This is a genomic window from Burkholderia sp. MR1-5-21, assembly GCF_053427715.1.
The window spans coordinates 366,707-391,303 of record NZ_JBSAXD010000004.1; the positions used below are offsets into that span (position 1 = coordinate 366,707).

The 24,597-nt window shown below is 67.8% G+C and carries 20 protein-coding genes; 10 read left to right on the forward strand and 10 right to left on the reverse strand.

Annotated features, from left to right (window positions below):
• Window positions 1-37 precede the first annotated feature (37 nt).
• Entirely contained in the window at window positions 38-1,153 is a 1,116-nt protein-coding gene (locus ACV229_RS08270; protein WP_448082622.1) for a succinylglutamate desuccinylase/aspartoacylase family protein, read from the forward strand.
• Window positions 1,154-1,330: 177 nt separating this feature from the next.
• On the opposite strand, the gene ACV229_RS08275 is transcribed toward ACV229_RS08270, so the two are convergent.
• Window positions 1,331-2,119 carry an IclR family transcriptional regulator gene (locus ACV229_RS08275; protein ID WP_448082623.1) on the reverse strand — a complete coding sequence of 263 codons (789 nt, stop codon included), beginning with the start codon at window positions 2,117-2,119 and terminating at the stop codon, window positions 1,331-1,333.
• Window positions 2,120-2,381: 262 nt separating this feature from the next.
• On the opposite strand from ACV229_RS08275, the gene pcaF reads away from it, so the two are divergent.
• Both pcaF and ACV229_RS08285 read left to right on the forward strand, forming a co-directional pair.
• Window positions 2,382-3,584, forward strand: a complete 1,203-nt coding sequence (gene pcaF / locus ACV229_RS08280) for a 3-oxoadipyl-CoA thiolase (RefSeq protein ID WP_448082624.1) — start codon at window positions 2,382-2,384, stop codon at window positions 3,582-3,584.
• Between the two features lie 350 nt (window positions 3,585-3,934).
• Window positions 3,935-5,479 carry a methyl-accepting chemotaxis protein gene (locus ACV229_RS08285; protein WP_448082625.1) on the forward strand — a complete coding sequence of 515 codons (1,545 nt, stop codon included), beginning with the start codon at window positions 3,935-3,937 and terminating at the stop codon, window positions 5,477-5,479.
• A 126-nt stretch (window positions 5,480-5,605) separates the two neighbouring features.
• Here ACV229_RS08285 and ACV229_RS08290 read toward each other — a convergent pair whose 3' ends face one another.
• The 3 genes from ACV229_RS08290 to ACV229_RS08300 form a co-directional block, all read right to left on the reverse strand.
• A complete protein-coding gene (locus ACV229_RS08290) occupies window positions 5,606-6,496 on the reverse strand; it encodes a hypothetical protein (RefSeq protein ID WP_448082626.1) in 891 nt (296 codons plus the stop codon).
• Window positions 6,497-7,000: 504 nt separating this feature from the next.
• The gene (gabD, locus tag ACV229_RS08295; RefSeq protein ID WP_448082627.1) at window positions 7,001-8,470 is read right to left on the reverse strand and encodes an NADP-dependent succinate-semialdehyde dehydrogenase; all 1,470 of its coding nucleotides are present in this window, start codon (window positions 8,468-8,470) and stop codon (window positions 7,001-7,003) included.
• 76 nt (window positions 8,471-8,546) lie between these two features.
• Window positions 8,547-9,830, reverse strand: a complete 1,284-nt coding sequence (locus tag ACV229_RS08300) for a 4-aminobutyrate--2-oxoglutarate transaminase (protein WP_448082628.1) — start codon at window positions 9,828-9,830, stop codon at window positions 8,547-8,549.
• A gap of 128 nt (window positions 9,831-9,958) precedes the next feature.
• On the opposite strand from ACV229_RS08300, the gene pdxR reads away from it, so the two are divergent.
• Window positions 9,959-11,470 (forward strand): MocR-like pyridoxine biosynthesis transcription factor PdxR, encoded by a 1,512-nt coding sequence (pdxR, locus tag ACV229_RS08305; protein ID WP_448082629.1) that lies wholly within the window; start codon window positions 9,959-9,961, stop codon window positions 11,468-11,470.
• Between the two features lie 149 nt (window positions 11,471-11,619).
• Here the strand turns inward: pdxR and ACV229_RS08310 are convergent, their stop codons facing one another.
• The 3 genes from ACV229_RS08310 to ACV229_RS08320 are packed head-to-tail and all read right to left on the reverse strand — an operon-like array spanning window position 11,620 to window position 14,843.
• On the reverse strand, window positions 11,620-13,146 hold the full coding sequence (locus ACV229_RS08310) for a YfcC family protein (protein WP_448082630.1): 1,527 nt from the start codon (window positions 13,144-13,146) through the stop codon (window positions 11,620-11,622).
• 30 nt (window positions 13,147-13,176) lie between these two features.
• Window positions 13,177-13,947, reverse strand: a complete 771-nt coding sequence (locus ACV229_RS08315; protein WP_448082631.1) for an IclR family transcriptional regulator — start codon at window positions 13,945-13,947, stop codon at window positions 13,177-13,179.
• The gene (locus ACV229_RS08320; RefSeq protein WP_448082632.1) at window positions 13,944-14,843 is read right to left on the reverse strand and encodes an N-formylglutamate amidohydrolase; all 900 of its coding nucleotides are present in this window, start codon (window positions 14,841-14,843) and stop codon (window positions 13,944-13,946) included. Before ACV229_RS08320 ends, ACV229_RS08315 begins: the two co-directional genes overlap by 4 nt.
• A 349-nt stretch (window positions 14,844-15,192) precedes the next feature.
• On the opposite strand from ACV229_RS08320, the gene ACV229_RS08325 reads away from it, so the two are divergent.
• On the forward strand, window positions 15,193-16,296 hold the full coding sequence (locus ACV229_RS08325; protein ID WP_448082633.1) for a porin: 1,104 nt from the start codon (window positions 15,193-15,195) through the stop codon (window positions 16,294-16,296).
• Between the two features lie 25 nt (window positions 16,297-16,321).
• On the opposite strand, the gene ACV229_RS08330 is transcribed toward ACV229_RS08325, so the two are convergent.
• Window positions 16,322-17,158, reverse strand: a complete 837-nt coding sequence (locus tag ACV229_RS08330) for an EamA family transporter (RefSeq protein WP_448082634.1) — start codon at window positions 17,156-17,158, stop codon at window positions 16,322-16,324.
• A 112-nt stretch (window positions 17,159-17,270) separates the two neighbouring features.
• On the opposite strand from ACV229_RS08330, the gene selD reads away from it, so the two are divergent.
• From selD to ACV229_RS08345, 3 genes are all read left to right on the forward strand, one after another.
• Window positions 17,271-18,335, forward strand: a complete 1,065-nt coding sequence (gene selD, locus ACV229_RS08335; protein ID WP_448082635.1) for a selenide, water dikinase SelD — start codon at window positions 17,271-17,273, stop codon at window positions 18,333-18,335.
• A 64-nt stretch (window positions 18,336-18,399) separates the two neighbouring features.
• A complete protein-coding gene (locus ACV229_RS08340; protein ID WP_448082636.1) occupies window positions 18,400-18,990 on the forward strand; it encodes a LysE family translocator in 591 nt (196 codons plus the stop codon).
• A 294-nt stretch (window positions 18,991-19,284) separates the two neighbouring features.
• Window positions 19,285-20,349 carry a purine-nucleoside phosphorylase gene (locus ACV229_RS08345; protein WP_448082637.1) on the forward strand — a complete coding sequence of 355 codons (1,065 nt, stop codon included), beginning with the start codon at window positions 19,285-19,287 and terminating at the stop codon, window positions 20,347-20,349.
• 178 nt (window positions 20,350-20,527) lie between these two features.
• Here the strand turns inward: ACV229_RS08345 and ACV229_RS08350 are convergent, their stop codons facing one another.
• Window positions 20,528-20,821 carry a DUF4148 domain-containing protein gene (locus tag ACV229_RS08350; RefSeq protein WP_448082638.1) on the reverse strand — a complete coding sequence of 98 codons (294 nt, stop codon included), beginning with the start codon at window positions 20,819-20,821 and terminating at the stop codon, window positions 20,528-20,530.
• Window positions 20,822-21,219: 398 nt separating this feature from the next.
• Window positions 21,220-22,224 (reverse strand): putative multidrug efflux transcriptional regulator CeoR, encoded by a 1,005-nt coding sequence (gene ceoR, locus ACV229_RS08355; RefSeq protein ID WP_448082639.1) that lies wholly within the window; start codon window positions 22,222-22,224, stop codon window positions 21,220-21,222.
• Between the two features lie 173 nt (window positions 22,225-22,397).
• On the opposite strand from ceoR, the gene ACV229_RS08360 reads away from it, so the two are divergent.
• A complete protein-coding gene (locus ACV229_RS08360; protein ID WP_448082640.1) occupies window positions 22,398-23,249 on the forward strand; it encodes an alpha/beta hydrolase in 852 nt (283 codons plus the stop codon).
• A gap of 124 nt (window positions 23,250-23,373) precedes the next feature.
• Window positions 23,374-24,591 (forward strand): efflux RND transporter periplasmic adaptor subunit, encoded by a 1,218-nt coding sequence (locus ACV229_RS08365; RefSeq protein ID WP_448082641.1) that lies wholly within the window; start codon window positions 23,374-23,376, stop codon window positions 24,589-24,591.
• Window positions 24,592-24,597: the final 6 nt, after the last annotated feature.

Sequence of the window (24,597 nt, forward strand, 5' to 3'; positions counted from 1 at the left end):
CGTTCCTCCTTCCGAACCGTCCTCACCGGGATTGCCGATGCAGATTCGCACCACCCCGCTCCTGTCGCCGTCGATCGGCACGCAACGCTCGCTGACGAGCTTTCATTTCGGGCCGGCCGGCAGCGGCCGCAAGTTCTATCTGCAGGCCGCGCTGCATGCGGACGAGACGCCGGCGATGCTGACCGCGTTCATGCTGAAGCAGCGGCTCGCGCAACTCGATGCGGACGGGCGGCTCGCCGCGGAGATCGTGCTCGTGCCGGTCGCGAATCCGGTCGGCCTCAATCATCACGTGCTCGGCCAGTTCATCGGCCGCTTCGACCTGGCGAGCGGCCGCAATTTCAATCGCGGCTTCCTGCCGCTCGCGACGATTGCTGAACGCGCGCGCGAGCGGCTTGGCGCGGACCCGGTACGCAATCGCGCGATCGTGTGCGAATGTGTCGGCAGCGCGCTCGACGCGATCGTGCCGCGCACCGAATTCGACGCGCTGCAGCTTGCGCTGCTGAAGCTGTCGCACGATGCGGACGTCGTGATCGACCTGCATTGTTCGCTGGAAGCGGTGATGCACGTGTACACGAGCGATACTGCGTGGCCACAGGTCGAACCGCTCGCGCGCTATCTCGGCGCGCAGGTGTCGCTGCTTGCGGAGGATTCGGGCGGGCATGCGTTCGACGACGCGCACCACCTGCTGTGGTCGCAGTTGCGCAAGCATTTGCCGGAAGGTACGCCGCTCGCGGCCGGCACCGTGGCCGTGACGGTCGAATGCCGCGGCCAGCGCGACGTCACGTATGCGCTCGCCGAGCGCGACGCGGATGCGCTCGTCGATTACCTCGTCTGGTGCGATGCGATCCGCGGCGAGCCCGCGCCGCTGCCGTCGCTCGCGACGCCCGCGACGCCGCTCGCCGGCAGCGAGCAGTTCTACGCGCCGGCGAGCGGCATCCTCGTGCATCGTGCGGCCGTCGGCGCGACGATCCGCGCGGGCGACCCGCTGTTCGACATCGTCGATCCGCTGACCGAAGCGATCACGACGGTGCGCAGCCAGACCGACGGCGTGTTCTACATGCGGCGCGCGATCCGCTTCGTGACGGCCGGCGCGCCGCTCGGCCGCGTGACGGGAGCGGTGCCGGTGCGCAGCGGGGTGCTGCTTGGCGCGTGAGCGGCGCGGGTAGCGAAACGCGTCCGGTCAGCGAGTTGAGCGGGCGGCCTGCTGCCCGTCTTTTTATGTGCGAATTGTCGTATCACTGATACGACAATTGGATAGCGGGATGCTGGCCGCCTTTGATGTTGCAGATTGCTCAGGCTCGTCAGGCCGGCGCCGCAACCGGTCGCTCGCTCACCCCCGCCTCGCAACAAGCTCCGACACCGTCTGCGCAGCCTGCTGCAACGGCTCGAGAAATTCCTTCACCATCTGCTTTGCGGTATGCCGCTGCGCATTGCCGCTGACGTTCATCGCCGCGATGATCTGCCCGCGCCGGTTGCGGATCGGCGCCGAGATCGACAGCAGGCCCACTTCCAGTTCCTGGTCGACGATCGCCCAGCCCTGCTGGCGCACCTGCGCGATCGCGGCCTTCAGTTCGCCGAGGTCCGTGACCGTGCGTGCGGTGTGCGCGCGAATGTTGCTCTGCGCGAGCGTCTCGTCGAGCGCCGCGTCGTCGAGCGACGACAGCAGCACGCGGCCCATCGACGTGCAGTACGCGGGCAGCCGGCTGCCGATCGACAGGTTGATCGTCATGATCTTGTGCGTCGGCACGCGCAGTACGTAGACGATCTCCGTCCGGTCGAGCACGGCCGCCGAGCAGCTTTCGTGAATCTGCGCGGACAGCTGCTCCATCACCGGTTCGGCGAGGTTCCAGAACGGCATCGACGTCAGGTACGCGAAGCCGAGCTCGAGAATCTTCGGCGTGAGCCGGAACAGCCGGCCGTCCGCCTCGACGTAGCCGAGCGTCTGCAGCGTGAGCAGGATCCGGCGCGCGCCCGCGCGCGTCAGGCCTGTCGCCGACGCGACTTCGGTGAGCGTCTGTTCGGGACGGTTCGCGTCGAACGCGCGGATCACCGCGAGCCCGCGCGCGAACGACTGGACGTAGGAATCGCCGGGTTTGGCGTGGATGTCGTCGGTAGTCATGACCTGTCGGAATATCGTGCAGCCGAGAAGATAGCGCATGGGGCCAGACACGCCAACCGCGCGGCGGCCGCCGGCGCTTGACAGGTCGTCCCTGCACTCCCTATGATGCCCTGAACGTTCGATACACGATCTTATGTTCGTATATAGAACATTTAAGCGCATCCCGGCGATCAATGCAACGGGGGCGCCCGTTCCATTACCCAGCTTTGCATGGGACCGGAGTAAGCGCTAATGCGCCAACTCCGTTCGACTGGAGACATTGATGACCGAAGCATTTCTGTGTGACGCGATCCGTACGCCGATCGGGCGCTACGGCGGCGCGCTGTCCGGCGTGCGCGCCGACGACCTGGGCGCGGTGCCGCTGAAGGCGCTCGTCGAGCGCAACCGCGATGTCGACTGGTCCGCGGTCGACGACGTGATCTACGGCTGCGCGAACCAGGCCGGTGAGGACAACCGCAACGTCGCGCGCATGTCGCTGTTGCTCGCGGGCCTGCCGCAGGCCGTGCCGGGCTCGACGATCAACCGCCTGTGCGGCTCCGGGATGGACGCGGTCGGCTCCGCCGCGCGCGCGATCAAGTCCGGCGAGGCCGCGCTGATGATCGCGGGCGGCGTCGAGAGCATGACGCGCGCGCCGTTCGTGATGGGCAAGTCGGCCAGCGCGTTCGCGCGGCAAGCCGACATCTTCGACACGACGATCGGCTGGCGCTTCATCAATCCGCTGATGAAACAGCTGCACGGCGTCGATTCGATGCCGGAAACGGGCGAGAACGTCGCGACCGACTACAACATCAGCCGCGCCGACCAGGACCTGTTCGCGCTGCGCAGCCAGCAAAAGGCCGCGCGCGCGCAGCAGGATGGCACGCTCGCACAGGAAATCGTGCCCGTGACGATTCCGCAGAAGAAGGGCGATCCGCTCGTGGTCACGCGCGACGAGCATCCGCGCGAGACGTCGCTCGAAGCGCTCGCGAAGCTGAAGGGTGTCGTGCGCCCGGACGGCACGGTGACGGCCGGCAACGCGTCGGGCGTCAACGACGGCGCGGCCGCGCTGCTGCTCGCAAACGAGGAAAGCGCGAAGCGTTTCGGCCTGACGCCGCGTGCGCGCGTGCTCGGTATCGCGACGGCGGGTGTCGCGCCGCGCGTGATGGGCATCGGCCCGGCGCCGGCGACGCAGAAGCTGCTCGCGCGGCTCGGCATGACGATCGACCAGTTCGACGTGATCGAGCTGAACGAGGCGTTCGCGTCGCAAGGGCTCGCGGTGCTGCGCATGCTCGGCGTCGCGGATGACGATCCCCGCGTGAACCCGAACGGCGGTGCGATCGCGCTCGGCCACCCGCTCGGCGCGTCCGGCGCGCGTCTCGTGACGACCGCGATGTACCAGCTGCATCGCACGAACGGGCGTTACGCGCTGTGCACGATGTGCATCGGCGTCGGTCAGGGCATCGCGATCGCGATCGAGCGCGTCTGACGCGTGACGACTCGGTGAAGCGGCGAAGCGGCCTGTGGCGGGCCGCTTCGCCGTTTTTGATTGTGGCGCCGCGCATGGGTGAGCGCGCCAGTGAGACCCGCAATAAGTCGCGCTGACCGGGAGCGGCCGTCCAGGACGGGCTCCGGCCGGATTGCCGGACGCGACGATTGACGCAAATCAAAACATGCAGGTTTTCGGCGTGTTTCTCCGCGCGAGGGGTAAGGTTTTCGAAAAGATTGCCGAAAGTACAGGGGTCGGACCATAACCGTGCGGACGCGTCCCGCATGCGATCGGTCCCGAATCGTTAATCCTGAAGCGGGCGCGAGACCCGCCATTCGGAGCCCTGCACCATGCGCAACAACCAGCCCGTCACGCAACGCGAATTCGAGTTTCCCGATGACGCGACGCTGATGTCGACCACCGATGCCGACAGCATCATCACCTACGCAAACGCGACCTTCCTCCAGGTCAGCGGATTTACCGGCGACGAGCTCGAAGGCCAGCCGCACAATACCGTGCGTCACCCGGACATGCCGAAGGAGGCGTTTGCCGACATGTGGGCGACGCTGAAGGGTGGCGAGGCGTGGTCCGCGCTCGTGAAGAACCGCCGCAAGAACGGCGATCACTACTGGGTGCGTGCGAATGCGGTGCCGGTGATGCGCAACGGCGAGCCGCAGGGCTACATGTCGGTGCGCACGAAGCCGCCGCGCGACGAGATCGCGGCCGCCGAAGCGCTGTATCGCGAATTCCGCGAAGGCAAGGCCGGCAACCGCCGTTTCCACAAGGGGCTGATCGTCCGCACGGGCCCGTTCCGCATCGCGTCGCTGTTCCAGACGATGTCGGTGCGCTGGCGGATCCATTCGGCGCTGCTCGTGCTGGCGCCGGCCGTTATCGGCGCGGGTTGGGCTTGCGGGCTGACGGGCGGCCCGCTCGCGGCGTTCGCGGCGGCGACGGCCGGGATCGCGGTGGCGGCCGGCGCGTGGCTCGACGCGCAGATCGTGCGTCCGTTGAAGCGGCTGCGCGACCAGGCGCTGAACGTCGCGACCGGCGAGAGCCGCCGCGGCGTGCGGATGAACCGTGTCGACGAGATCGGCATGACGCTGCGCACGATCAACCAGCTCGGGCTGATGTTCCGCTGGCTCGTCGACGACGTCAGCGAACAGGTGCACAACGTGCAGCGCGCGAGCAACGAGATCGCGCAGGGCAATAACGACCTGAGCGCGCGTACCGAGCAGGCTGCATCGAGCGTGCAGGAAACGGCGGCGTCGATGGCGGAGATGACGGCGACCGTCGACAGCAACGCGGAAACCGCGCTGCAGGCGAACCAGCTTGCGGTGTCCGCGAGCGACGCGGCCGAGCGCGGCGGGCACGCGGTGTCGGAGGTCGTCAATACGATGAACGACATTACCGCGAGCTCGCGCCGGATCTCGGACATCATCGGCGTGATCGACGGGATCGCGTTCCAGACCAACATCCTCGCACTGAACGCGGCGGTCGAGGCCGCGCGCGCGGGCGATCAGGGGCGCGGCTTTGCGGTCGTCGCAGGCGAGGTGCGCGCGCTCGCGCAGCGCAGCGCGAACGCGGCGAAGGAGATCAAGACGCTGATCGAGAACAGCGTCGGGCGGATCGCGTCAGGCGCGCAGCTCGTCGACGACGCGGGACGGACGATGGAGGACATCGTCGCGCAAGTGAAGCGGGTGTCGGACCTGATCGCGGAAATCAGCGCGTCGACCACCGAACAGAGTTCGGGCGTCTCGCAGGTCGACCAGGCGGTCGTGCATCTCGACAGCATCACGCAGCAGAACGCGGCGCTGGTCGAGCAGAGCGCGGCGGCGTCGGAGAGCCTGAAGCAGCAGGCGACGCGGCTCGTCGATGCGGTGAATGTGTTTCGCTAAACGCGGGGGAGATGACGCGGGCACGGCGGAGAGGGGCACCGGCCCGCGCGTCATACCGACGATCGCTGCGGACCGGCGGGCGCCGCGCGGCGCACCGCCGAACCGTGCGGCGAACGTTGCCGACCGTCAGATCAGCGACGGCTGCAACGGTGCGCGATGCTCGTGAACCTTGACGATACGGTATTCGTTCCGGAGCCCTTCGTTGGTGATGATCTGCGTCTGGCGGAGATCGACTACCAGCACGTCACCTTTCCCGAAGCGCTCCCCGGCGTCGACCTTCGCGAGAAACTGCTCGTCGTCCAGCGCGGCAAAGAACGCGAACGAACCGTCGTGAACGCGCCACTTGTTGCCGTCCTTGAATACGACGGATTCGAGCAGCAGCACCTTGCGCGCGACTGTGTCCGTTGCGATTTCGCCGATGTCGTCGCTACTTGCGAAGGCGCCGAGTTCGTCGTTCTCGATCGCGAGTTCCACGGCATCGCCGCGGACGATGCCGAAGCTGGTGATGCCTTCCCGTTCGAGGGGCGACAGCGTTTTCTGCAGGCTGGCGCGGACCGTCCGGTTTCGGTAGAGGCGATAGGCGGCTTCATCGACGGAGAAGGATTCCTGTTCCGTCATCCAGATCTGGATATCCGATCCGGCCGGCTCGATGCGGTGCGGCTTCCTGCCGCGCAGCTTTCGAATCAGGCCGATCAGGCCGCCGCCTCCGACGATGCCGAGTGCGCCGAGGATCGCGAGTGCGTTGCTGAACGCGCCGGCGCTCGGGCCCGCGAATATGTCGCGAATCTGGCTCGCGAGCGACTGGATGAAGATCAGCTCGGAGTGGAACGAGCCCGACTTGAAGCTGCCCTTCACCTCGAGGCGGACCTCGGTGTTGTCGCCGTTGAGTTCCTTGTTGGCGGCCGAGAACAGATCGGCGATCGCGACGAGCGCCGGAGCGAGGTCGCGCACGTCCATCCGATGCTCGGCGAGTGCAGGGCCGTCGTAGACGACATTGAACTGTTCGTGATTGCTCATATCGCTGGAGTTTACCGTCGAAGGGAGGCTTCGACGATCCGATGTTCGCGTCATGGCGTCCCTGCCCCTGGCTGCGCGACGGCGCGATACAGGTGTCGGCAAGCGTGCGACCGTACCGATTCATGTCGCCGACGCGGTGAAGCGAGCGGCGCGCGATGCGGATGTCGGGGCAAGCGCGAGGAAACGGAATGAGGGCGCGGCGCGTTTGTCGCGCGCAGGCGGAACCGTCGGGCGAAGCGTTCATGTGTGGGCAAACCGGATCGAGGCAGAACGCTCAATCTATCGGCTTCCGCCGGAACGAGAAATGAGACCTGAACGAAATTCGCGCGCAAAACGACGCGTGGCGGAGGCGGCATCGAAGTCGCGCACGTAGAACGTGTCGACATCGAATGCAGGGGAGATGACGCGGGCACGGCGGAGAGGGGCACCGGCCCGCGTCGGGCTGCCCGGTTTTCCGGCCGGGCGGCCAGGCCGTCAGACAGCGTCGGCCGGTGTCAAACGATGTCAGACAGCGAGACAGAGGTACTTGATCACGACGTAATCGTCGATCCCATAGTGGGAGCCTTCGCGGCCGAGGCCCGACTGCTTCACGCCGCCGAACGGCGCGACTTCGTTCGAGATCAGGCCCGTGTTCACGCCGACCATCCCGTACTCGAGCGCTTCGGCGACCTTCCATACGCGACCGATGTCACGGCTGTAGAAATACGCGGCAAGACCGAACTCGGTGTCGTTCGCGAACCGGATCACTTCATCGTCGCTGCTGAACTTGAACAGCGGCGCGAGCGGGCCGAACGTCTCGTCCTTCGCGACCTTCATCGCCGGCGTGACGCCCGTCAGCACGGTCGGCTCGAAGAAGCCGTGGCCGAGCGCGTGGCGCTTGCCGCCCGTCACGACGGTCGCGCCCTTCGCGAGCGCGTCCTCGATGTGCGCTTCGACCTTCAGCACGGCCGCTTCGTTGATCAGCGGGCCCTGCGTGACGCCCGGCTCGGTGCCGCGCCCGACCTTCAGCTGGCCCACCGCCGCCGCGAGCTTCTCCGCGAACTGGTCGTACACGGCCTCGTGCACGTAGAAGCGGTTCGTGCACACGCAGGTCTGGCCGCTGTTGCGGTACTTCGACGCGATCGCGCCCTGCACCGCCGCGTCGAGGTCCGCGTCGTCGAACACGATGAACGGCGCGTTGCCGCCGAGTTCCAGCGACACCTTCTTGACCGTCGGCGCGCACTGCGCCATCAGCAGGCGCCCCACCGGCGTCGAGCCCGTGAACGACAGCTTGCGCACGACCGGGTTCGACGTCAGCTCGCCGCCGATCGCCTTCGGGTCGCCCGTCACGACGCTGAACACGCCGGCCGGCACGCCCGCGCGCTCGGCTAGCACGGCCATCGCGAGTGCCGAGAACGGCGTCGCCTCGGCCGGCTTCACGACGATCGGGCAGCCTGCCGCGAGCGCCGGGCCGACCTTGCGGGTGATCATCGCCGCCGGGAAATTCCACGGCGTGATCGCCGCGCACACGCCGACCGGCTCCTTCGTCACGACGATGCGCTTGTCGCTCGCCGGCGTCGGGATCGTGTCGCCGTACACGCGCTTGCCTTCTTCCGCGAACCATTCGAGGAACGACGCGGCATAGCCGATCTCGCCCTTCGCCTCGGCCAGCGACTTGCCTTGCTCGGTCGTCAGGATCAGCGCCAGGTCGTCGGCGTTTTCCATCATCAGGTCGTGCCACTTGCGCAGGATCGCCGCGCGTTCCTTCGCGGTCTTCTTGCGCCATGCCGGCCATGCGGCGTTCGCGGCATCGATCGCGTGGCGCGTCTCGGCCGTGCCCATCGCCGGCACCGTGCCGACGAGGCCGCCCGTCGCCGGGTTGCGGACTTCGAACGTCTCGCCGTTCGCCGCGCCTTGCCATTCGCCGTTGACGTACGCCTGCTGACGGAACAGCGACGGATCTTTCAGTGCCAGGGTTTCTTGAACAGTGCTCATGGTGGTGCCTGTTTTGCAGAGTCGAAGGCCGCCGCGGCCCGGACGGACGGCGGCGGCGCGATCAGTGGGCGGGACCTCAGGCCGGCACGCCGACCGTTTCCTTCAACACTTCCTCGAGGATGACGAGCGCTTCGTCGAACACGGCTTGCGGAATCGTCAGCGGGAACAGGAAGCGCACGACGTTCGAGTACACGCCGCACACGAGCAGCAGCAGGCCGCGCTCGAGCGCACGTGCCTGCACGCGCTTCGTGAAGTCGGCGTCCGGCTCGCCCGTGCCCGGCTTCAGGAACTCGACCGCGATCATCGCGCCCGGGCCGCGCACGTCGGCGATCTGCGGCACGTCGGCCTGCAGCGCGTTCAGCTTCGCCTTCAGCACGTCGCCGAGCTGCGTCGCGCGCTCGCACAGCTTCTCTTCGTCGATGATCTCGAGCACCGCATGCGCCGACGCGACGGCCAGCGGGTTGCCCGCGTACGTGCCGCCGAGGCCGCCGGGGGCCGCCGCGTCCATCACGTCAGCACGGCCGACGACGCCCGACAGCGGCATGCCGCCCGCGAGGCTCTTCGCCATCGTGATCAGGTCGGCCAGCACGTCGTAGTGCTGCATCGCGAACAGCTTGCCGGTACGCGCGAAGCCGGTCTGGACTTCGTCGGCGATCAGCAGGATGCCGTGTTCGTTACAGATCTTGCGCAGCGCGCGCACGAATTCCGCCGGCGCCGGGTTGAAGCCGCCTTCGCCCTGGACCGGCTCGAAGATGATCGCGGCGACGCGCTTCGGATCGATGTCCGCCTTGAACAGCATCTCGATCGCCTTGATCGAGTCGGCCGTCGTCACGCCGTGCAGCGCGTTCGGGTACGGCGCGTGGAACACGTCGCCCGGGAACGGGCCGAAGTTCAGCTTGTACGGCGCGACCTTGCCGGTCAGCGCCATGCCCATCATCGTGCGGCCGTGGAAGCCGCCCGAGAACGCGATGACGCCCGGACGGCCGGTCGACGCGCGTGCGATCTTGATCGCGTTTTCGACGGCTTCGGCGCCGGTCGTGAAGAACGCGGTCTTCTTCGGGAAGTCGCCCGGCGCGCGCGCGTTGATTTTTTCAGCCAGCTCGACGTACGACGCGTACGGGACGATCTGGTACGCGGTGTGCGTGAAGCTGTTCAGCTGGTCGGCGATCGCCTTGACGATCTTCGGGTGACGGTGGCCCGTGTTCAGCACCGCGATGCCGGCAGCGAAATCGATGAAACGGCGGCCTTCGACGTCCCACAGCTCCGCGTTCTCGGCGCGGGCTGCGTAGAAATCGCACATCACGCCGACGCCGCGCGGGGTGGCGGCGTTCTTGCGGGCCTGCAGGTCGGCATTCTTCACGGTCATCTCCTTGATGGTTCGTATCCGGTGGGAAGAGTCGGGCGCGCTCCGGCTGCCCATGGAGGCGACTATAATCACATTTGGCTCTGAACTTCAGAGCCATTTCAATAATTAGTTAGGAGCCAATCATGCGGGCAAGCGTGTTGTCGGACTGGCTGGCACAGCGTCTCGTGCGCGGCGGCGGACAACCGATCTACCGGCAACTGCACCGGCTGCTGCAGCAGGCAATCCTGTCGCGGGAATTGCCGGCCGGCACGCGGGTGCCGTCGTCGCGGCTGCTAGCGGCTGAACTGGGGATCGCGCGCAACACCGTTACCCAGGTGTACGAGCAGCTCGCGCTCGAAGGCTACGTGAGTTCGGCGACCGGGCGCGGCACGTTCGTCGCGGACAGCGCGCCGGACGAGATCGTCGGCGCACCGCCGGACCCTGCGAGCCCGGCCGTCGCGCTGCCGACGGCCGCGCGGCCGCTGTCCGCGCGCGGCGCGCGGCTCGTCGAGGGCGCGGGCGTGTCGAAGCGGCAGGGCGGCGCGTTCATGCCGGGCGTGCCCGATGTGTCCCGCTTTCCGGCGCGCGTGTGGACGCGGCTGCACAACAAATACTGGCGGCGGTTGCGCCCCGATCTGCTGACCTATGCGCCGGGCGGCGGGCTCGCGCTGCTGCGCGAGGCGCTCGCCGACTACCTGCGCACGTCGCGCTCGGTGCGCTGCACGCCGGAGCAGATCGTCATCACGACCGGCATTCATCAGTCGATCGACCTCGCGGTGCGCCTGCTGACCGATCCCGGCGACGCGATCTGGACCGAGGATCCGTGCTACTGGGGCGTGCGCAGCGTGCTGAACGTGTCGGGGCTGACGACGCGGCCGATTCCGGTCGACGACGAAGGGATCGCGCCGTCGGCCGACGATCTCGCCGAGCCGCCGAAGCTGATGCTGGTCACGCCGTCGCACCAGTACCCGCTCGGGATGGTGATGAGCCTCGCGCGCCGGCGGATGCTGCTCGAATACGCGCGGCAGCACCGCTGCTGGATCATCGAGGACGACTACGACAGCGAATTCCGCTACGGCAGCCGGCCGCTCGCATCGCTGCAGGGGCTCGACACGGCCGGGCAGGTGATCTATGTCGGCAGCTTCGGCAAGACGCTGTTCCCGGGGCTGCGGGTCGGCTACCTGGTCGCGCCCGAGCCGCTCGCGGAGAGTTTCGCGACGGCGAGCGCCGAGCTGTATCGCGAAGGGCAACTGCTGCAGCAGGCGGTGCTCGCGGAATTCATCGCGGAAGGGCACTTCGTGTCGCACATCCGCAAGATGCGCACGCTGTACGGGCAGCGCCGCGAAATGCTGCTCGACGCGGTCGCGCGCCGTTACGGCGACACGCTGCAGGCGGCCGGCAGCGATGCCGGGCTGCACCTCGTGACGCGGCTGCCCGACGGCGTCGACGATCGCGCGGTCGCGCAGGCCGCGCTCGCGCGCAACATCGTCGTGCGGCCGCTGTCCGGGTATTACGCGGACCGGTCGCGCGCGGCGTCGGGTCTGCTGCTCGGTTATGCGTGCGTGCCGGAGGAAGAGATCGCGCCGGCGTTCGCGACGCTTGCCGAGGCGATCGACGAGCGGGCGTTCGGGCGTGCGGGTGTCGTGGCTGCCTGACGGGCACGGGCAATGGCTGCGAAGTGTCGCGCCGTACGCCGTTGCGCATGCGGCGACCGGCCTGCCGGTTGAATTCTCTCCGCACTGCGGCGTGAATTCCCGCTTGCCACGCGATCGCTCCCCCTGTCGCGAGCATCCGTCCCCGAACCTCAATACCCGCTCCAGACCGCAAACGTCAGCACCGCGCACGACAGCGCGAGCAGCGTCAGAAACAGCGGCAGCACGAAGCGGATCCACACGCCGAAATCGACGCGCGCCGTCGCGAGATACGCGAGCAGCATCCCCGACGTCGGCGTGACGAGGTTCGTCAGCCCGCCGCCGAGCACGAACGCGAGCACCGACGTCTGTCCGCTCACGCCCGACAGCTGCGCGATCGGCCCGATGATCGGCATGCTGACCGCGGCCTTGCCGGACACCGACGGAATGAACACGTCGAGCACCATCTGCACGACCATCAGCCCGTTCGCGACCCACACCGGCGACTGGCCGTCCGCGAGCCGCGTGAAAAAGTGGATCAGCGTGTCGAGCACGAGGCTGTTCTGCAGCAGCAGCTCGACCGACGCGGCGAGCCCCATCAGCAGCGCCGCGAGCATCATGTTCTTCATCCCGTCGACGAACGCGTCGGACGCGCTGCGAGAATCGAGCCCGCCGATCACCGCGGTGACGAGGCTGACGAACACGTAGAACGCCGCGAGCTCGACATTGCCCCATTTCAGGTCGCGCGTGCCGACGATCAGCATCGCCACCGCCGCGGCGAACACGACGAGCGTCGCCTTGTGCCGGAGCGACAGCTTCGCGGGCGCTTGCGCGCCCGCGGAGGACTGTCCCGCCCGATAGCCGCTGTTGCGCACGTGACGCAGCAGATACAGGATCCCGACCGTCAGGAACACGACGAACACGGCTGCGCGCAGCGCGACGCCGCTGAACAGCGGCACGCCGACGAGCGGCTGCGCGACCGCGAGCGCGAGCGGGTTCGTGACCGACGCGATGTAGCCGACCTTCGCGGCGATCGCGACCAGCGCGACCGCGAACAGGTCGGACAGCCCGAGGCGGCGCGCGATCACCATCACCATCGGAATGATCACGAGGTACTCGGAGATGAAGCCGAGCAGCGTGCTGCCGAGCCCGATCAGGATCATCAGCAGCGGCGTCAGCAGGTACGCGTTGTTGCCGGTGAGCTGCAGCAGCCGGTCGATGCCCGCATCGACGACGCCGGTGCGGCGCATCACGCCGAACATCCCGCCGACGAACATCACCATCACGATCAGCGGCGCATTCTTCAGCAGGCCCTGCGGCACCGCGACGAACGCGGACACGAGGCTCGCGGGCATCGCATGCTCGGGTGTGCTTCGGCTGACGGCGGGCGCGACGAGCGTCGCGAGCGCGGTCGTCTTCGGCACGACGTGGTAGGTGCCCGGCACGACGAGCCGGCCGTTGCGCTCGAAGCGGCCCGAGTCGACGCTCCACGTGAGCGCGATCGCGGCCGCGAGCACCCACAGCATCATCACGACGGGATGCAGCATCTTGCCGGGCGGGCGCGGCTCACGGCCGGCGGGCTCGCCGGCCGGCCGCGCGCCGGCGCTCGGCAAGCCGCCGTGCGGCGCGTTCGCGGCCGGGCTGTCGACTGGGGATTCGGCCGCGCGTGCGCCGGACGGGTTCGGGGAGGAGGCGAGCATCGGGTCCTCGCGGAGTCGGGGATAGGGCCGTCAGGCCGGTTGCAGCGCGGCGCGCGCCGGGACGTAGCCGAGTTCGGCGGAAATCGCCTGGCTGCAGGCCTGCAGGCGTTCGAGGTAGTCGGGGATGTCGGCATGGCTCACGCGTACCTCCGGGCCCGTCACGCTGACCGACGCAACCGTCGCGCCGGTCAGGTCGCGCACCGGCACCGCGATCCCGACGGCGCCGGGCGTCACCTCGCCGCTGCTCACCGCGTACCCCTTGCGCGCGACCGCATCGAGTTCGGCGGCGAGCTTCGCCGGATCGGCCGCCAGCCCGCGCTTGCCCAACTGCGCGACAAACTCGTCGCGCAACGCATCGGGCGCGAACGCGAGCAGCACCTTGCCCGATGCACCGAAGCTGACCGGCCGGCGGTTGCCGACCGAGCCGACCGTGCGGACCGCGTGTGTCGTCTCGCAGCGCGCGACGCACACCGATTCGAGTCCTTCGCGCACGCGCAGCACGATCGTTTCGTTGATCGCCTGGTTGAGCGCGAGCATGTGCCGGTGCGCGGCGCGCACGAGCGCGTTCTGCTGCGACGCGGCGACGCCGATCACGAACGCCTGCGGCCCGAGCGCGTAGGTCGACGAGCGCGGATCCTGCACGACGAAGCGGTGCAGCTCGAGCGTGCACAGCATCCGGTAGGTGCGCGACTTGTTGATGCCGAGCTGCGACGCAAGCTCGGTCACGCCGAGGTTCGGGTGCTCGGCCACGTAGGTCAGCAGCTTCAGCGCGCTGTCGACCGCATCGACGATGTAGTTCATCGCGTGCCTCCGGGTTGGGCGAGCTGCATGCGCACGTAGGCCGCGAGCGCATCGAGGTACGCGTCGACCGAGCGCTTCAGCGCATCGAAGCCCGCATGCTTGTCGAAGCTCGCCTCGTCCATGTAGCGCGCCCGGTTGAATTCGATCTGGATGCTGTGACGCCGCCGCGCCGGATCGGCGAGCGCGGTCAGCAGGTCGCCGCCCTGGTACGGCTCGTTGATCTGCACGCGATAGCCGGCATCGGCGAACCACTGCGCGGTCCACGCGGTGAACGCCGGGTCCGCGCTCGTGCCGCGCCGGTCGCTGACGACGACGTCCGGCCGCTCGGCGCCCACGTCGGCGTTCATCGCATTGCCGCGCGATTTCATCGAATGGCAGTCGATGTGCCACAGCGCGCCGTGTGCCGCGTAGAGCGGCTCGGCCGCGTCGGCCAGTGCGCGGCGGTACGGCCGGTAGTACGCGTCGATGCGCCGGCGCACCGCGTCGAGCGGCAGCTTGCGGTCGTACAGCGGCACGCCCGGCAGCGCGAAGCGCCGGATCAGCCCCATCCCGCGCTGCGTGTAGACCTGCGGCGCGAGCGGCGCCGGCCACGGCTCGGCGAGCAGCTCGGCGTCGATGTCGGTCTCCGCGCGGTTCGGGTCGATGTACGCGCGCGGGAACGTCGCGCCGATCAACGTGCCGCCGCGCGCGGGCGTGCCGGCCCACAGCTCGTCGACGTACGCGTCCCACGACGTGCGGATCGCGTCGTCGGGCGCGACGGGCGCGAAGTCCGGCGGATACGCGATCCCGCTGTGCGGGGAGTCGACGACGATCGGCAGCGCGGCCGCCGCCGGCTGCGCGACGAAGAACGCGGGCGGCTCGCCGGAAGCGGCGGTGTTGCAATTAAACGTCACCATGGGGATCAGGTTCTTTACCTAGTTTCTCCGCTCATTCCGAATGAGCGTTTTAATCATTAAAACAGCGTATCAATATTTCACAACAGCTGAAAAATCCGGTCAAGCGCTTTTTGCGGCGCTACGTCTGGGCCGGTTGATTCCCCGCTTTCCCTTTGTTGTATTGGGTTTGTTTCATTCATCGAAACGGTGGCGGAACAGGCCATGGCGCAAGCATGTGCGCGAATTTTGGGATCGATTGACGCCCGAAACATCCAAAATCGACAATTAATAAGACGATGTTTTATTCATTAAAACACGTTTCGAGCGAATTGAATCGCTCCCCACATACAAACCGACAAAGGGGTCAGAGATGAAACGGACGGACATGGCGGCGGCGCTGATCGGTGTCGCGCTCGGGGCGGGCGCATCGCATGCCTGCGCGCAGACGAGCGTGACGCTGTACGGGATCGTCGATTCGGGCATCACGTACACGAACAACCAGAAGGGTCACGCGACCTGGCAGGCGACGGGCGGCAACGAGCAGGGCACGCGTTGGGGCCTCACCGGCAAGGAGGACCTGGGCGGCGGCACGAGTGCGGTGTTCCGGCTCGAGAACGGCTTCAACATCGAGACGGGTGCCGCGAGCCAGGGCGGGCGGCTGTTCGGGCGCCGCGCGTACGTGGGCCTCGCGAACGACCGCTGGGGCACGCTGACGATGGGCCGCCAGTACAACGCGGCGCAGGAAGTGCTGGAGCCGCTGCAGATCGGCGCGACGACGGCGCTCACGCAGTACGCGCTGCATCCGTTCGACACCGACGACCTGAACAACACGTTCCGCACCAACAACGCGGTGCAGTACCAGACGCCGTCGTGGGGCGGGCTGCGCGCGATCGGCATGGTCGGCTTCTCGAACACGACGTCGTTCGCCGAGAACCGCGTGTGGAGCGTCGGCGCGAGCTACGAGCACGGGCCGCTGCAGCTCGGTGCGGCGTACGTGCGCGTCGACCATCCGGCGCTCGACACGACGGGCGCGGTCGCATCCGACAACTACTACACGTTCATCAAGGGCGTGACGCGCCAGCAGATCTGGGGCGCGGGCGGTGCGTATGCGTGGGGCAACGCGACGTTCGGGCTGCTGTACACGAGTTCGCTGTTCAACCTGCAGACGGGCGGCGCGGAGCGCTTCAACAACTTCGAGGGCAGCGTGCACTACATGGTGACACCGGCGCTGCAGGTCGCGTTCGGCGAGACCTACACGCAGGTGCTCGCGTCGCAGAGCCCGACGCCCAGCTCGCACTACCTGCAGACGAGCGCCGGCGCGCAGTACTTCCTGTCGAAGCGCACCGACGTCTACCTGAACGCGTTTTACCAGCGCGCGTCGTCGAACGCGGTCGCGGCGATCGAGGGGATTTCGAACCCGTCGAGCACGCGCACGCAGATCGTCGCGGTGACGGGCATCCGCCACAAGTTCTGACGCCGCACCGGCCGGGCGCGCGCGATTACAGCCGGATCATCGCCGCGCCCGCGACCACCAGCGCGCACGCGACGAGCCGCTGCGCGCAGGGCCGCTCGCGCATCGCGAACCAGCCGATCGCGACCGCGAAGATCGAGCTCGTTTCGCGTAGCGCCGATACGGTCGCGACCGGCAGGTGCCGGTAGGCGAGCACGACGATGCCATACGCGACGAGCGAGATCGTGCCGGCCACCATGCCCTGCCGGACCGCGTCGCGCGAGCCGAACACGCCGCGCGGGCCGCCCCGCACCGCGCATACCAGCACGATCTGCGGCACGCTCCACAGCAGGTACACCCATGCGACGTAGCCGAGTGCGTTGCCGGCCGCGCGCGCGCCGATGCCGTCGCAGATCGAATACGCGGCGATGAACACGCCCGTGAGCAGCGCATACGGCACGCTTTCCCCGGAGAACCTGAACCCGCGCCGCAGCGCGAGCGACATGATCCCGAACGACACGAGCACGATGCCGGCGAAGCCGAACGGCGTCGGCCGCTCGTGCAGCGCCGCGAACGCGAGCCCCGACACCAGCAGCGGCGACAGGCCGCGCGCGATCGGGTAGATCTGGCCGAATTCGCCGCTGCGGTACGCGCGCGCGAGCGTGAAGCAGTACGCGACCTCGAGCGCGGCGGACGCGGCGATGTACGGCCACGCGGCGCGATCGGGCGCCGGCAGCAGCCATGCGGCCGCAAGGCCGAACGCGAGATACGGCAGCGACATCGTGCCGAGCTGCACGAGCCGGTCCTCGCTGACGTGCAGGAAGGCGTTCCAGACGGCGTGCAGCAGCGCCGAGCACAGCACGAGGCCGATGAACAGGTGATCCATGGAAGACGGTCGACGGGTGGAGGGACGAAGCGGCGCCGTCATTATGTGGGCGGCCGGCACCCGGGCGCGGAATTGTCGATAATAGAACGTTGTTATTCACCGGATGCCGACGATGAACGAAACCACCCAGACCCCGCCCGCCGTTCCGCGCCTGACGAGCCTGTCGCACGGAGGCGGCTGCGGCTGCAAGATCGCGCCGGGCGTGCTGTCCGAGCTGCTGAAGCGCGCGACGCCGCCCGCGCTGTTCCCTGACCTGCTCGTCGGCACCGAGACGTCCGACGATGCCGCGGTCTACCGCCTGAACGACGAGCAGGCGATCGTCGCGACCACCGATTTCTTCATGCCGATCGTCGACGATCCGTTCGACTTCGGCCGGATCGCGGCGACCAACGCGCTGTCCGACGTGTACGCGATGGGCGGCAAGCCGCTGCTCGCGCTCGCGCTGGTCGGCATGCCGATCAACGTGCTGCCGCACGAGACGATCGCGGCGGTGCTGCGCGGCGGCGAATCCGTGTGCGCGGAAGCCGGGATTCCGGTCGCGGGCGGCCATTCGATCGACTCGGTCGAGCCGATCTACGGGCTCGCCGCGATCGGCGTCGTGCATCCGTCGCGCGTGAAGCGCAACGCGGCGGCGCGCGCGGGCGACGTGCTCGTGCTCGGCAAGCCGCTCGGCGTCGGCGTGCTGTCCGCGGCGCTGAAGAAGAACCAGCTCGACGATGCGGGCTATGCACAGATGATCGCGACGACGACCAAGCTGAACCGGCCGGGCACCGAGCTCGCCGCGCTGCCGGGCGTGCACGCGCTGACCGACGTGACGGGTTTCGGCCTGCTCGGCCATACGCTGGAACTCGCGCGCGGCGCGGGGCTCACCGCGCGCGTGAGCTATGCGGCGCTGCCATGGCTCGCGGGCGTCGAGGCGCTGGCGGCGGCCGGCGTGTTCACGGGCGCGTCGGGGCGCAACTGGACGGCCTACGGCGCGGACGTGCGGCTCGGCGACGCGCTGCCGCCCGTCGCGCAGGCGCTGCTGACCGATCCGCAGACGTCCGGCGGCCTGCTCGTCGCGTGTGCGCCCGATACGGTCGACGACGTGCTCGCGTGCTTCCGTGCGGACGGTTTCGACCGCGCGGCGGTGATCGGCGAGATGACGGACGGGCCGGCCCGCGTCGACGTAAATTGACAGGTTTGCCGCGCGCGCGGCGATCGCTAGAATCGGCGTTTTGCACGCTGAACGTCGATTCCCGATGAACGATTTCCTGTTCGGGCTGATGATCGCGCTGTCGGTCGGGCCTGTCGCGCTGATGATCGCGAACTACGGCATGCGCGCGGGCACGGCGAGCGGCGTGCGCGCGGCGGTCGGCGTCGCGACGGCCGACGGCTGCTACGCGGTCGTCGCGTTCACGATCGGCGCGATGCTCGCGAGCACGCTCGCGTCGCACCTGTCGCTGTTCCGTCTCGTTGGTGCGCTCGTGCTGCTCGCGATGGGCGCGCGGATGATGTGGCAGGCGCTGCGCGACCGCCGCCGCACGCTCGACGGCCACGCAACGCCACCGGGCAGCCGCCCGTTTACGTCGATGTTCTTCGTCACGCTCGCGAATCCGCTCACGATCCTGCTGTTCTACGGCTACGCGACCGCCGCTGCCGCCGGGCATCGCCACTGGCTGCTCGGCGCCGCATGCGTGTTCGCGGGCAGCCTCACGGGCCAGCTCGTGTTCGCGTTCGGCGGCAGCGTGATCGGCCGCATCGTCAAGTCGCCCGCACTGCTCGCCGCGAGCCATGTCGTCGCGGCGCTCGTCGTGCTCGGGTACGGCGTCGCGGGGCTCGCGCGGCTGTAGGCCGCAGCGTTGCAGCGGAATGCGACGAATCTGCAATCCATTGGCGCGAAAGCGACTGTCTGCCGCGCGAGATGCAGGGTGTGACGCCCGCTTCGACCAATTAGATGGCATTCCTTAGGTTGTTGTGCGATCTGCCATGTGCCTGAAATTCCCCCGTGCGTATCGTCGTCTTCCTGAACCGGATGACCGTATCGACCGCAAATGAATTTCTTGTCGGGCATTGGCCGATTTATACTCCCGGCGCAGTCTCCGAGAGTCGTTCTCACTTCAACATCACCTACACAAGGAACGCCGATGCTGACTCGCTCCATTCTTTCTGCCGCTGCGTTCTCGCTCGCAGCTTGCGCGACCGCGCCGTCGATCGCGCAGGACAACGGGAACAATGCGTTTGCCGACACCGGTGCACAGGGCCGCCCGGTCAAGGTCATGATCATCACGATGTTCGGGCCGGAGGGCCAGGCCTGGCTAGACCGTCTCGGCCCGTGGCGCGACGTGACGGTGCCGGGCCTGTCGCCCGATTACCCCGCGGTCCACTGCAACAAGCAGGACGTGTGCGTGATCACGACCGGCATGGGCTACGCGAATGCCGCGGCGTCGATCATGGCGCTGACGTTCTCGTCGCGCTTCGATCTGCGCAACACGTACTTCCTGATCTCCGGCATCGCGGGCGTCGACCCCGCGCAAGGGACAGTGGGCTCCGCCGCGTGGGCGAACTACCTCGTCGATTTCGGCCTGCAATGGGAACTCGATGCGCGCGAGATCCCCGCCGGCTGGAACACCGGCTATCTCGGCATCAACACGAAGAGCCCGACGGACAAGCCGCCGCTCGACTACCGCACCGAAGTGTTCCAGCTGAATCCGCAGCTCGCGGATGCCGCGTACGCGCTGTCGCGCAACGTCACGCTCGCCGACAGCGCGCAGGCGCAGGCCACACGCGCGAAATTCAGCTACGCGCCCGCGAACCAGCCGCCGTCGGTGATCCGCTGCGACACGTCGTCGGGCAATACGTGGTTCTCCGGCACGCTGCTCGGCGAGCGCGCACGGCAGTGGACGAAGATCCTGACGGACGGCAAGGGCACCTATTGCATGACCGCGCAGGAGGACAACGCGACGTTCGAAGCGCTCAAGCGTGCGGCGAGCGTGAAACGGGTCGACCTGTCGCGCGTCGCGGTGCTGCGCACGGGCTCCGACTTCGACCGGCCCTATCAAGGCCAGACGAGCGCCGACAACCTGCTGAACTATGCGGACCAGGGCGGCTTCGCCCCGGCGACCGAGAACCTGTACCGTGCGGGCAATCCGCTCGTGCAGGACATCGTCACGCACTGGGGCGAATGGCGCGGCGGGGTGCCGCGCCGGTGATGCGGCTTCAGTGCGATTGGTGGGACGGGCGGAACGGCGTCCACACCGGCGTATCGCTGTTCCAATGGTCGAGCGGCGAGGGCAGTTGATCGTTCATGATGCGAAACTCCTGCAACTGATTGACTGATGGGATTCACGACGCCGCGCGCGGGGCGACCCGACGCGCGGCGTTGTTCGTTTACCGGCCCGCGCCGGCGAGCTGGTTGCCTTCCTGCGTCGGACGATACGGGCGCGGCACGAGATCGAGCCCTTGCGCGTACGACGTGGCCTTGCGGATGTAGGCGACGGTGCCGTCGCGTTGCGCCTGTTCGAGTTCCGCGCGTACTTCGGCGCGGGTACGGGGGCCGTTGCTTTGCGTGTACCAGGACGTGTTGCCGTAATCGCCGGCGTGGCCCGTGTCGGTGTCGGCGAAAGCCGGCGCGGACACGACGAGTGCGAGGGCGAGAGCGGAGAGCAGACCGCGGCGTTTCATGATGGGACTCCTGTCGATTCGGTGCGCATGCTGCTGCGCGACAGGATCTACTCTATGGGCCGACGTCACGACGATAAATGGCGTTGCGGTGAATTGAATTGTCGCCGGACAGGAACAATCGCGATCCGCATTGCCGGCAGGGTTATCGCATGAACGCGCGGGAATCCCGCGGGAACCCTTGTGTTACGCGGGTGACGCGGCGAGCGCGCGGTTGTCGATGCCGCGTTCCGGCGCACGCGAACCATGCGCGCGCGATTATGTCTGCGGCTGCAAAGGTGTGGTGTGAATTCCGGAAGACCGGAGAAGATCGGGTGACGGAACGCGCGCGTTCCGTGCGGCGCGCGGCCGCGCATCGCCAACGCGCCGGCTGCGCGGCCGGCGTGTCCTTGTTCAGAAGATCAGGCCACCCACTCGTTGACGACCGGCGTGTCGAGCGCGGGCGCGCGCTCGGCTTCCTCGAACGTGCGCTTGCTGCACGTCGCGTCGAGGGAGCCCTTGCCGCTCAACAGCGGGCAGCGGTCGAACACTTCGGCGATCCAGTCGACGAACACGCGCACCTTCGGCGACAGATGGCGGCTGTGCGGATAGACGACCGAGATCGGCATCGGCAGCGGCTTGTAGCCGGGCAGGACTTCCTTGAGCCGGCCCTCGCGCAGATGCGGCAGCACCATGAACAGCGGCGGCTGGATCAGCCCGAAGCCCTCGAGCCCGCAGGTCACGTACGCGTCCGCGTCGTTCACCGACACGACGCTTTCCATCTTGACCTCGACTTCCTTGCCGTCGATCAGGAACGTCCAGTCGATCGTGCGGCCGGTGCGGCTCGAGAAATAGTTGACGGCGCGGTGCTGGCCCAGGTCCTCGATCGACTGCGGTTCACCGTACTTGTCGAGATACGCGGGCGATGCGACCGAGACGCCTTCGAACAGGCCGATGCGGCGTGCGACGAGCGACGAGTCCTGCAGCGCGCCGACGCGGATCACGCAGTCGACGCCTTCCTGCAGCAGGTCGACCGGACGATCCGACAGGCCGAGCTGCAGGTCGATGTCCGGATAGCGCGAACGGAATTCGCACAGCGCAGGGATCACGAGCTGCCGTCCGATCGAGCCCGGCATGTCGATACGCAACTTTCCGTGCGGCTTGCGGTTGTTGTTCTGGAAGCTCGCCTCGGTTTCCTCGACGTCCGCGAGGATCCGCACGCAGCGTTCGTAGTACGCGGCGCCGTCGGGCGTCAGCGACAGGCGGCGCGTGGTCCGGTGCATCAGCCGCACGCCGAGGAATGCTTCGAGATTCTGGATGATCGTCGTGACGGATGCGCGCGGCAGGGCGAGCGTTTCTGCCGCCTTGGTGAAGCTGTTCGTGTCGACGACGCGAGTAAACACCTGCATGGCCTGAAGCCGGTCCATCACAACCTCCGTACTTATCTGGACAGACGGAACAAAGAGGCCGCGTCGCTTTGTAGGCGACGCAGCCTCTGATTGTTCGGGGTCGTTGAATTGTGTTGCCGGATTATAGGCATTTATCCGGATGTCTGCCGGACCCAGAATTCGTTCCATCTCGAAATGGACGCTGCATCGTCATGGACGCTTCTGAATTCAGCAAATTCCTGAAAGCCGCACTGCCGGCCGAAGCCAATAGCGGCGCGGCTCTGACGGTCGCCGAGGTCGAAATCCCCGGCTACGCGCAGGACATCGCGTTGCGGCTCTATCGCCGCGCGGACAAGACCGGGTTGCCAGTAGTGCTTTATTTCCACGGCGGCGGCTTCGTGCGCGGCACGCTCGACGACGCCGATTTCGCTGCGCGCTTTTTAGCAGAACGCTTACCAGCTCTCGTAGTGTCGGTCGATTATTCGCTCGCGCCGGCTTATCCGTTTCCGGCTGCGCCGGAGGATGCGTATCGCGCGGCGGTGTGGGCCGCGACGCGTGCGCGCGCGTTCGGCGGCAACCCGAAAAAGATCGGCGTCGCGGGCCACGACTCGGGCGGGCAGCTCGCGAACTGTCTTGCCTTCATCGCGCGCGACCGCGGCGACGTGCCGATCGTCGCGCAGGCGCTGTTCGGCCCGATGCTCGATCCGAGCATGACGCGCATCGGCGACGCGGAGCGCCTGTCGTCCGACATTACCGCGCGGGAATGCGCGGCGTGCTACCGCGCGTACCTGCCGCAGGCGTCGCAGCGCATGCACCCGTATGCGGCGCCGCTCGAGTCGGTGCGCCTCGCGGGCCTGCCGCCGACGCTGATCGTCACCGCGCAGAACGACGTGCTGCACGTCGAGGCGGAGAAGTACGCGAGCTGCCTGATCTCGTCCGGCGTGCTCACGCAGGTGATCCGCTACCCGGACATCACGCACGCGGCGCTCGCGACGCACGACGCGGCTTTCGACGAGGCCGTGCGCTTCTTCCAGTGCCGCTTCCAGGCGCGCCAGCCCAACTGAAGCGCGAACCGGACTGCGGATCGGACTGCGAAGCGAACCGCGAATCGAACTGCGAATTGAACCGCGAATTGAACCGCGAATTGAACCGAATAACCAATCCAATCCACGCTTACCGGAGATCTACATGGCCATCCTACGCACCCCACGTTCCCGAATCGCGGTTGCCGCGATCGTGACGCTCGCCGTCGTCGGCCTGGGCACGTTCGGCGCGATGCGCGTCGGCGCGAGCGCCCCGGACAAATCGGCACCGCCGCTGACCGAAGTCGACGTCGCGACCGTCGTGCCGCAGACCGTCACCGACTGGCAGAGCTATTCCGGCCGCCTCGAAGCGGTCGAGAAGGTCGACGTGCGCCCGCAGGTGCCCGGCACGATCGTGTCGGTCAACTTCAAGGACGGCGCGCTCGTGAAGAAAGGTGACGTGCTGTTCGTGATCGACCCGCGCCCGTACCAGGCCGAAGTCGACCGCGCGGCCGCGCAGCTCGCCGCTGCGCAGGCGCGCAACGGCTACGCGCAAAGCGACTGGCAGCGCGCGCAGCGGCTGATCGGCGACAACGCGATCGCGAAGCGCGACTACGACGAGAAGCAGAACGCGGCGCGCGAAGCGACCGCGAACCTGAAGGCGGCCGAGGCTGCGCTCGAGACCGCGCAAATCAACCTCGGCTATACGCGGATCGTCGCGCCGGTTGCGGGCCGTGTGTCGCGCGCGGAAATCACGCTCGGCAACGTCGTGTCGGCCGGCGCATCGGCCGCGCCGCTGACGACGCTCGTGTCGGTGTCGCCGATCTACGCATCGTTCGACGCGGACGAGCAGACCTACCTGCAATACATCAACGGTGCGCGTGACGGCCGCAAGGTGCCGGTCGAGCTCGGCCTTGCGAACGAGAGCGGCTATTCGAGGAGCGGCACGATCGACTCGGTCGACAACCGCCTCGATACGTCGTCCGGCACGATCCGCGTACGCGCACGCTTCGACAACGCGGACGGCACGCTCGTCCCCGGTCTGTACGCACGCGTGAAGGTCGGCGGCAGCGCGCCGCACCCGGCGCTGCTCGTCGACGATTCGGCGATCAATACCGACCAGGACAAGAAGTTCGTGTTCGTCGTCGACCAGCAGGGCCGCGTGTCGTATCGCGAAGTGCAGCCGGGCCTGCAGCACGGCAACCAGCGCGTGATCGTCAGCGGCCTCGCGGCCGGCGACCGCGTGATCGTGAACGGCACGCAGCGCGTGCGGCCGGGCGAGCAGGTGAAGCCGCACATGGTGCCGATGACGGGCGGAGATGCACCGTCCGCGCCGCTCGCGGCCAACGCGAAGCCCGCTGCGCCGGCGAAGGCGGATTCGTAAGCGCAC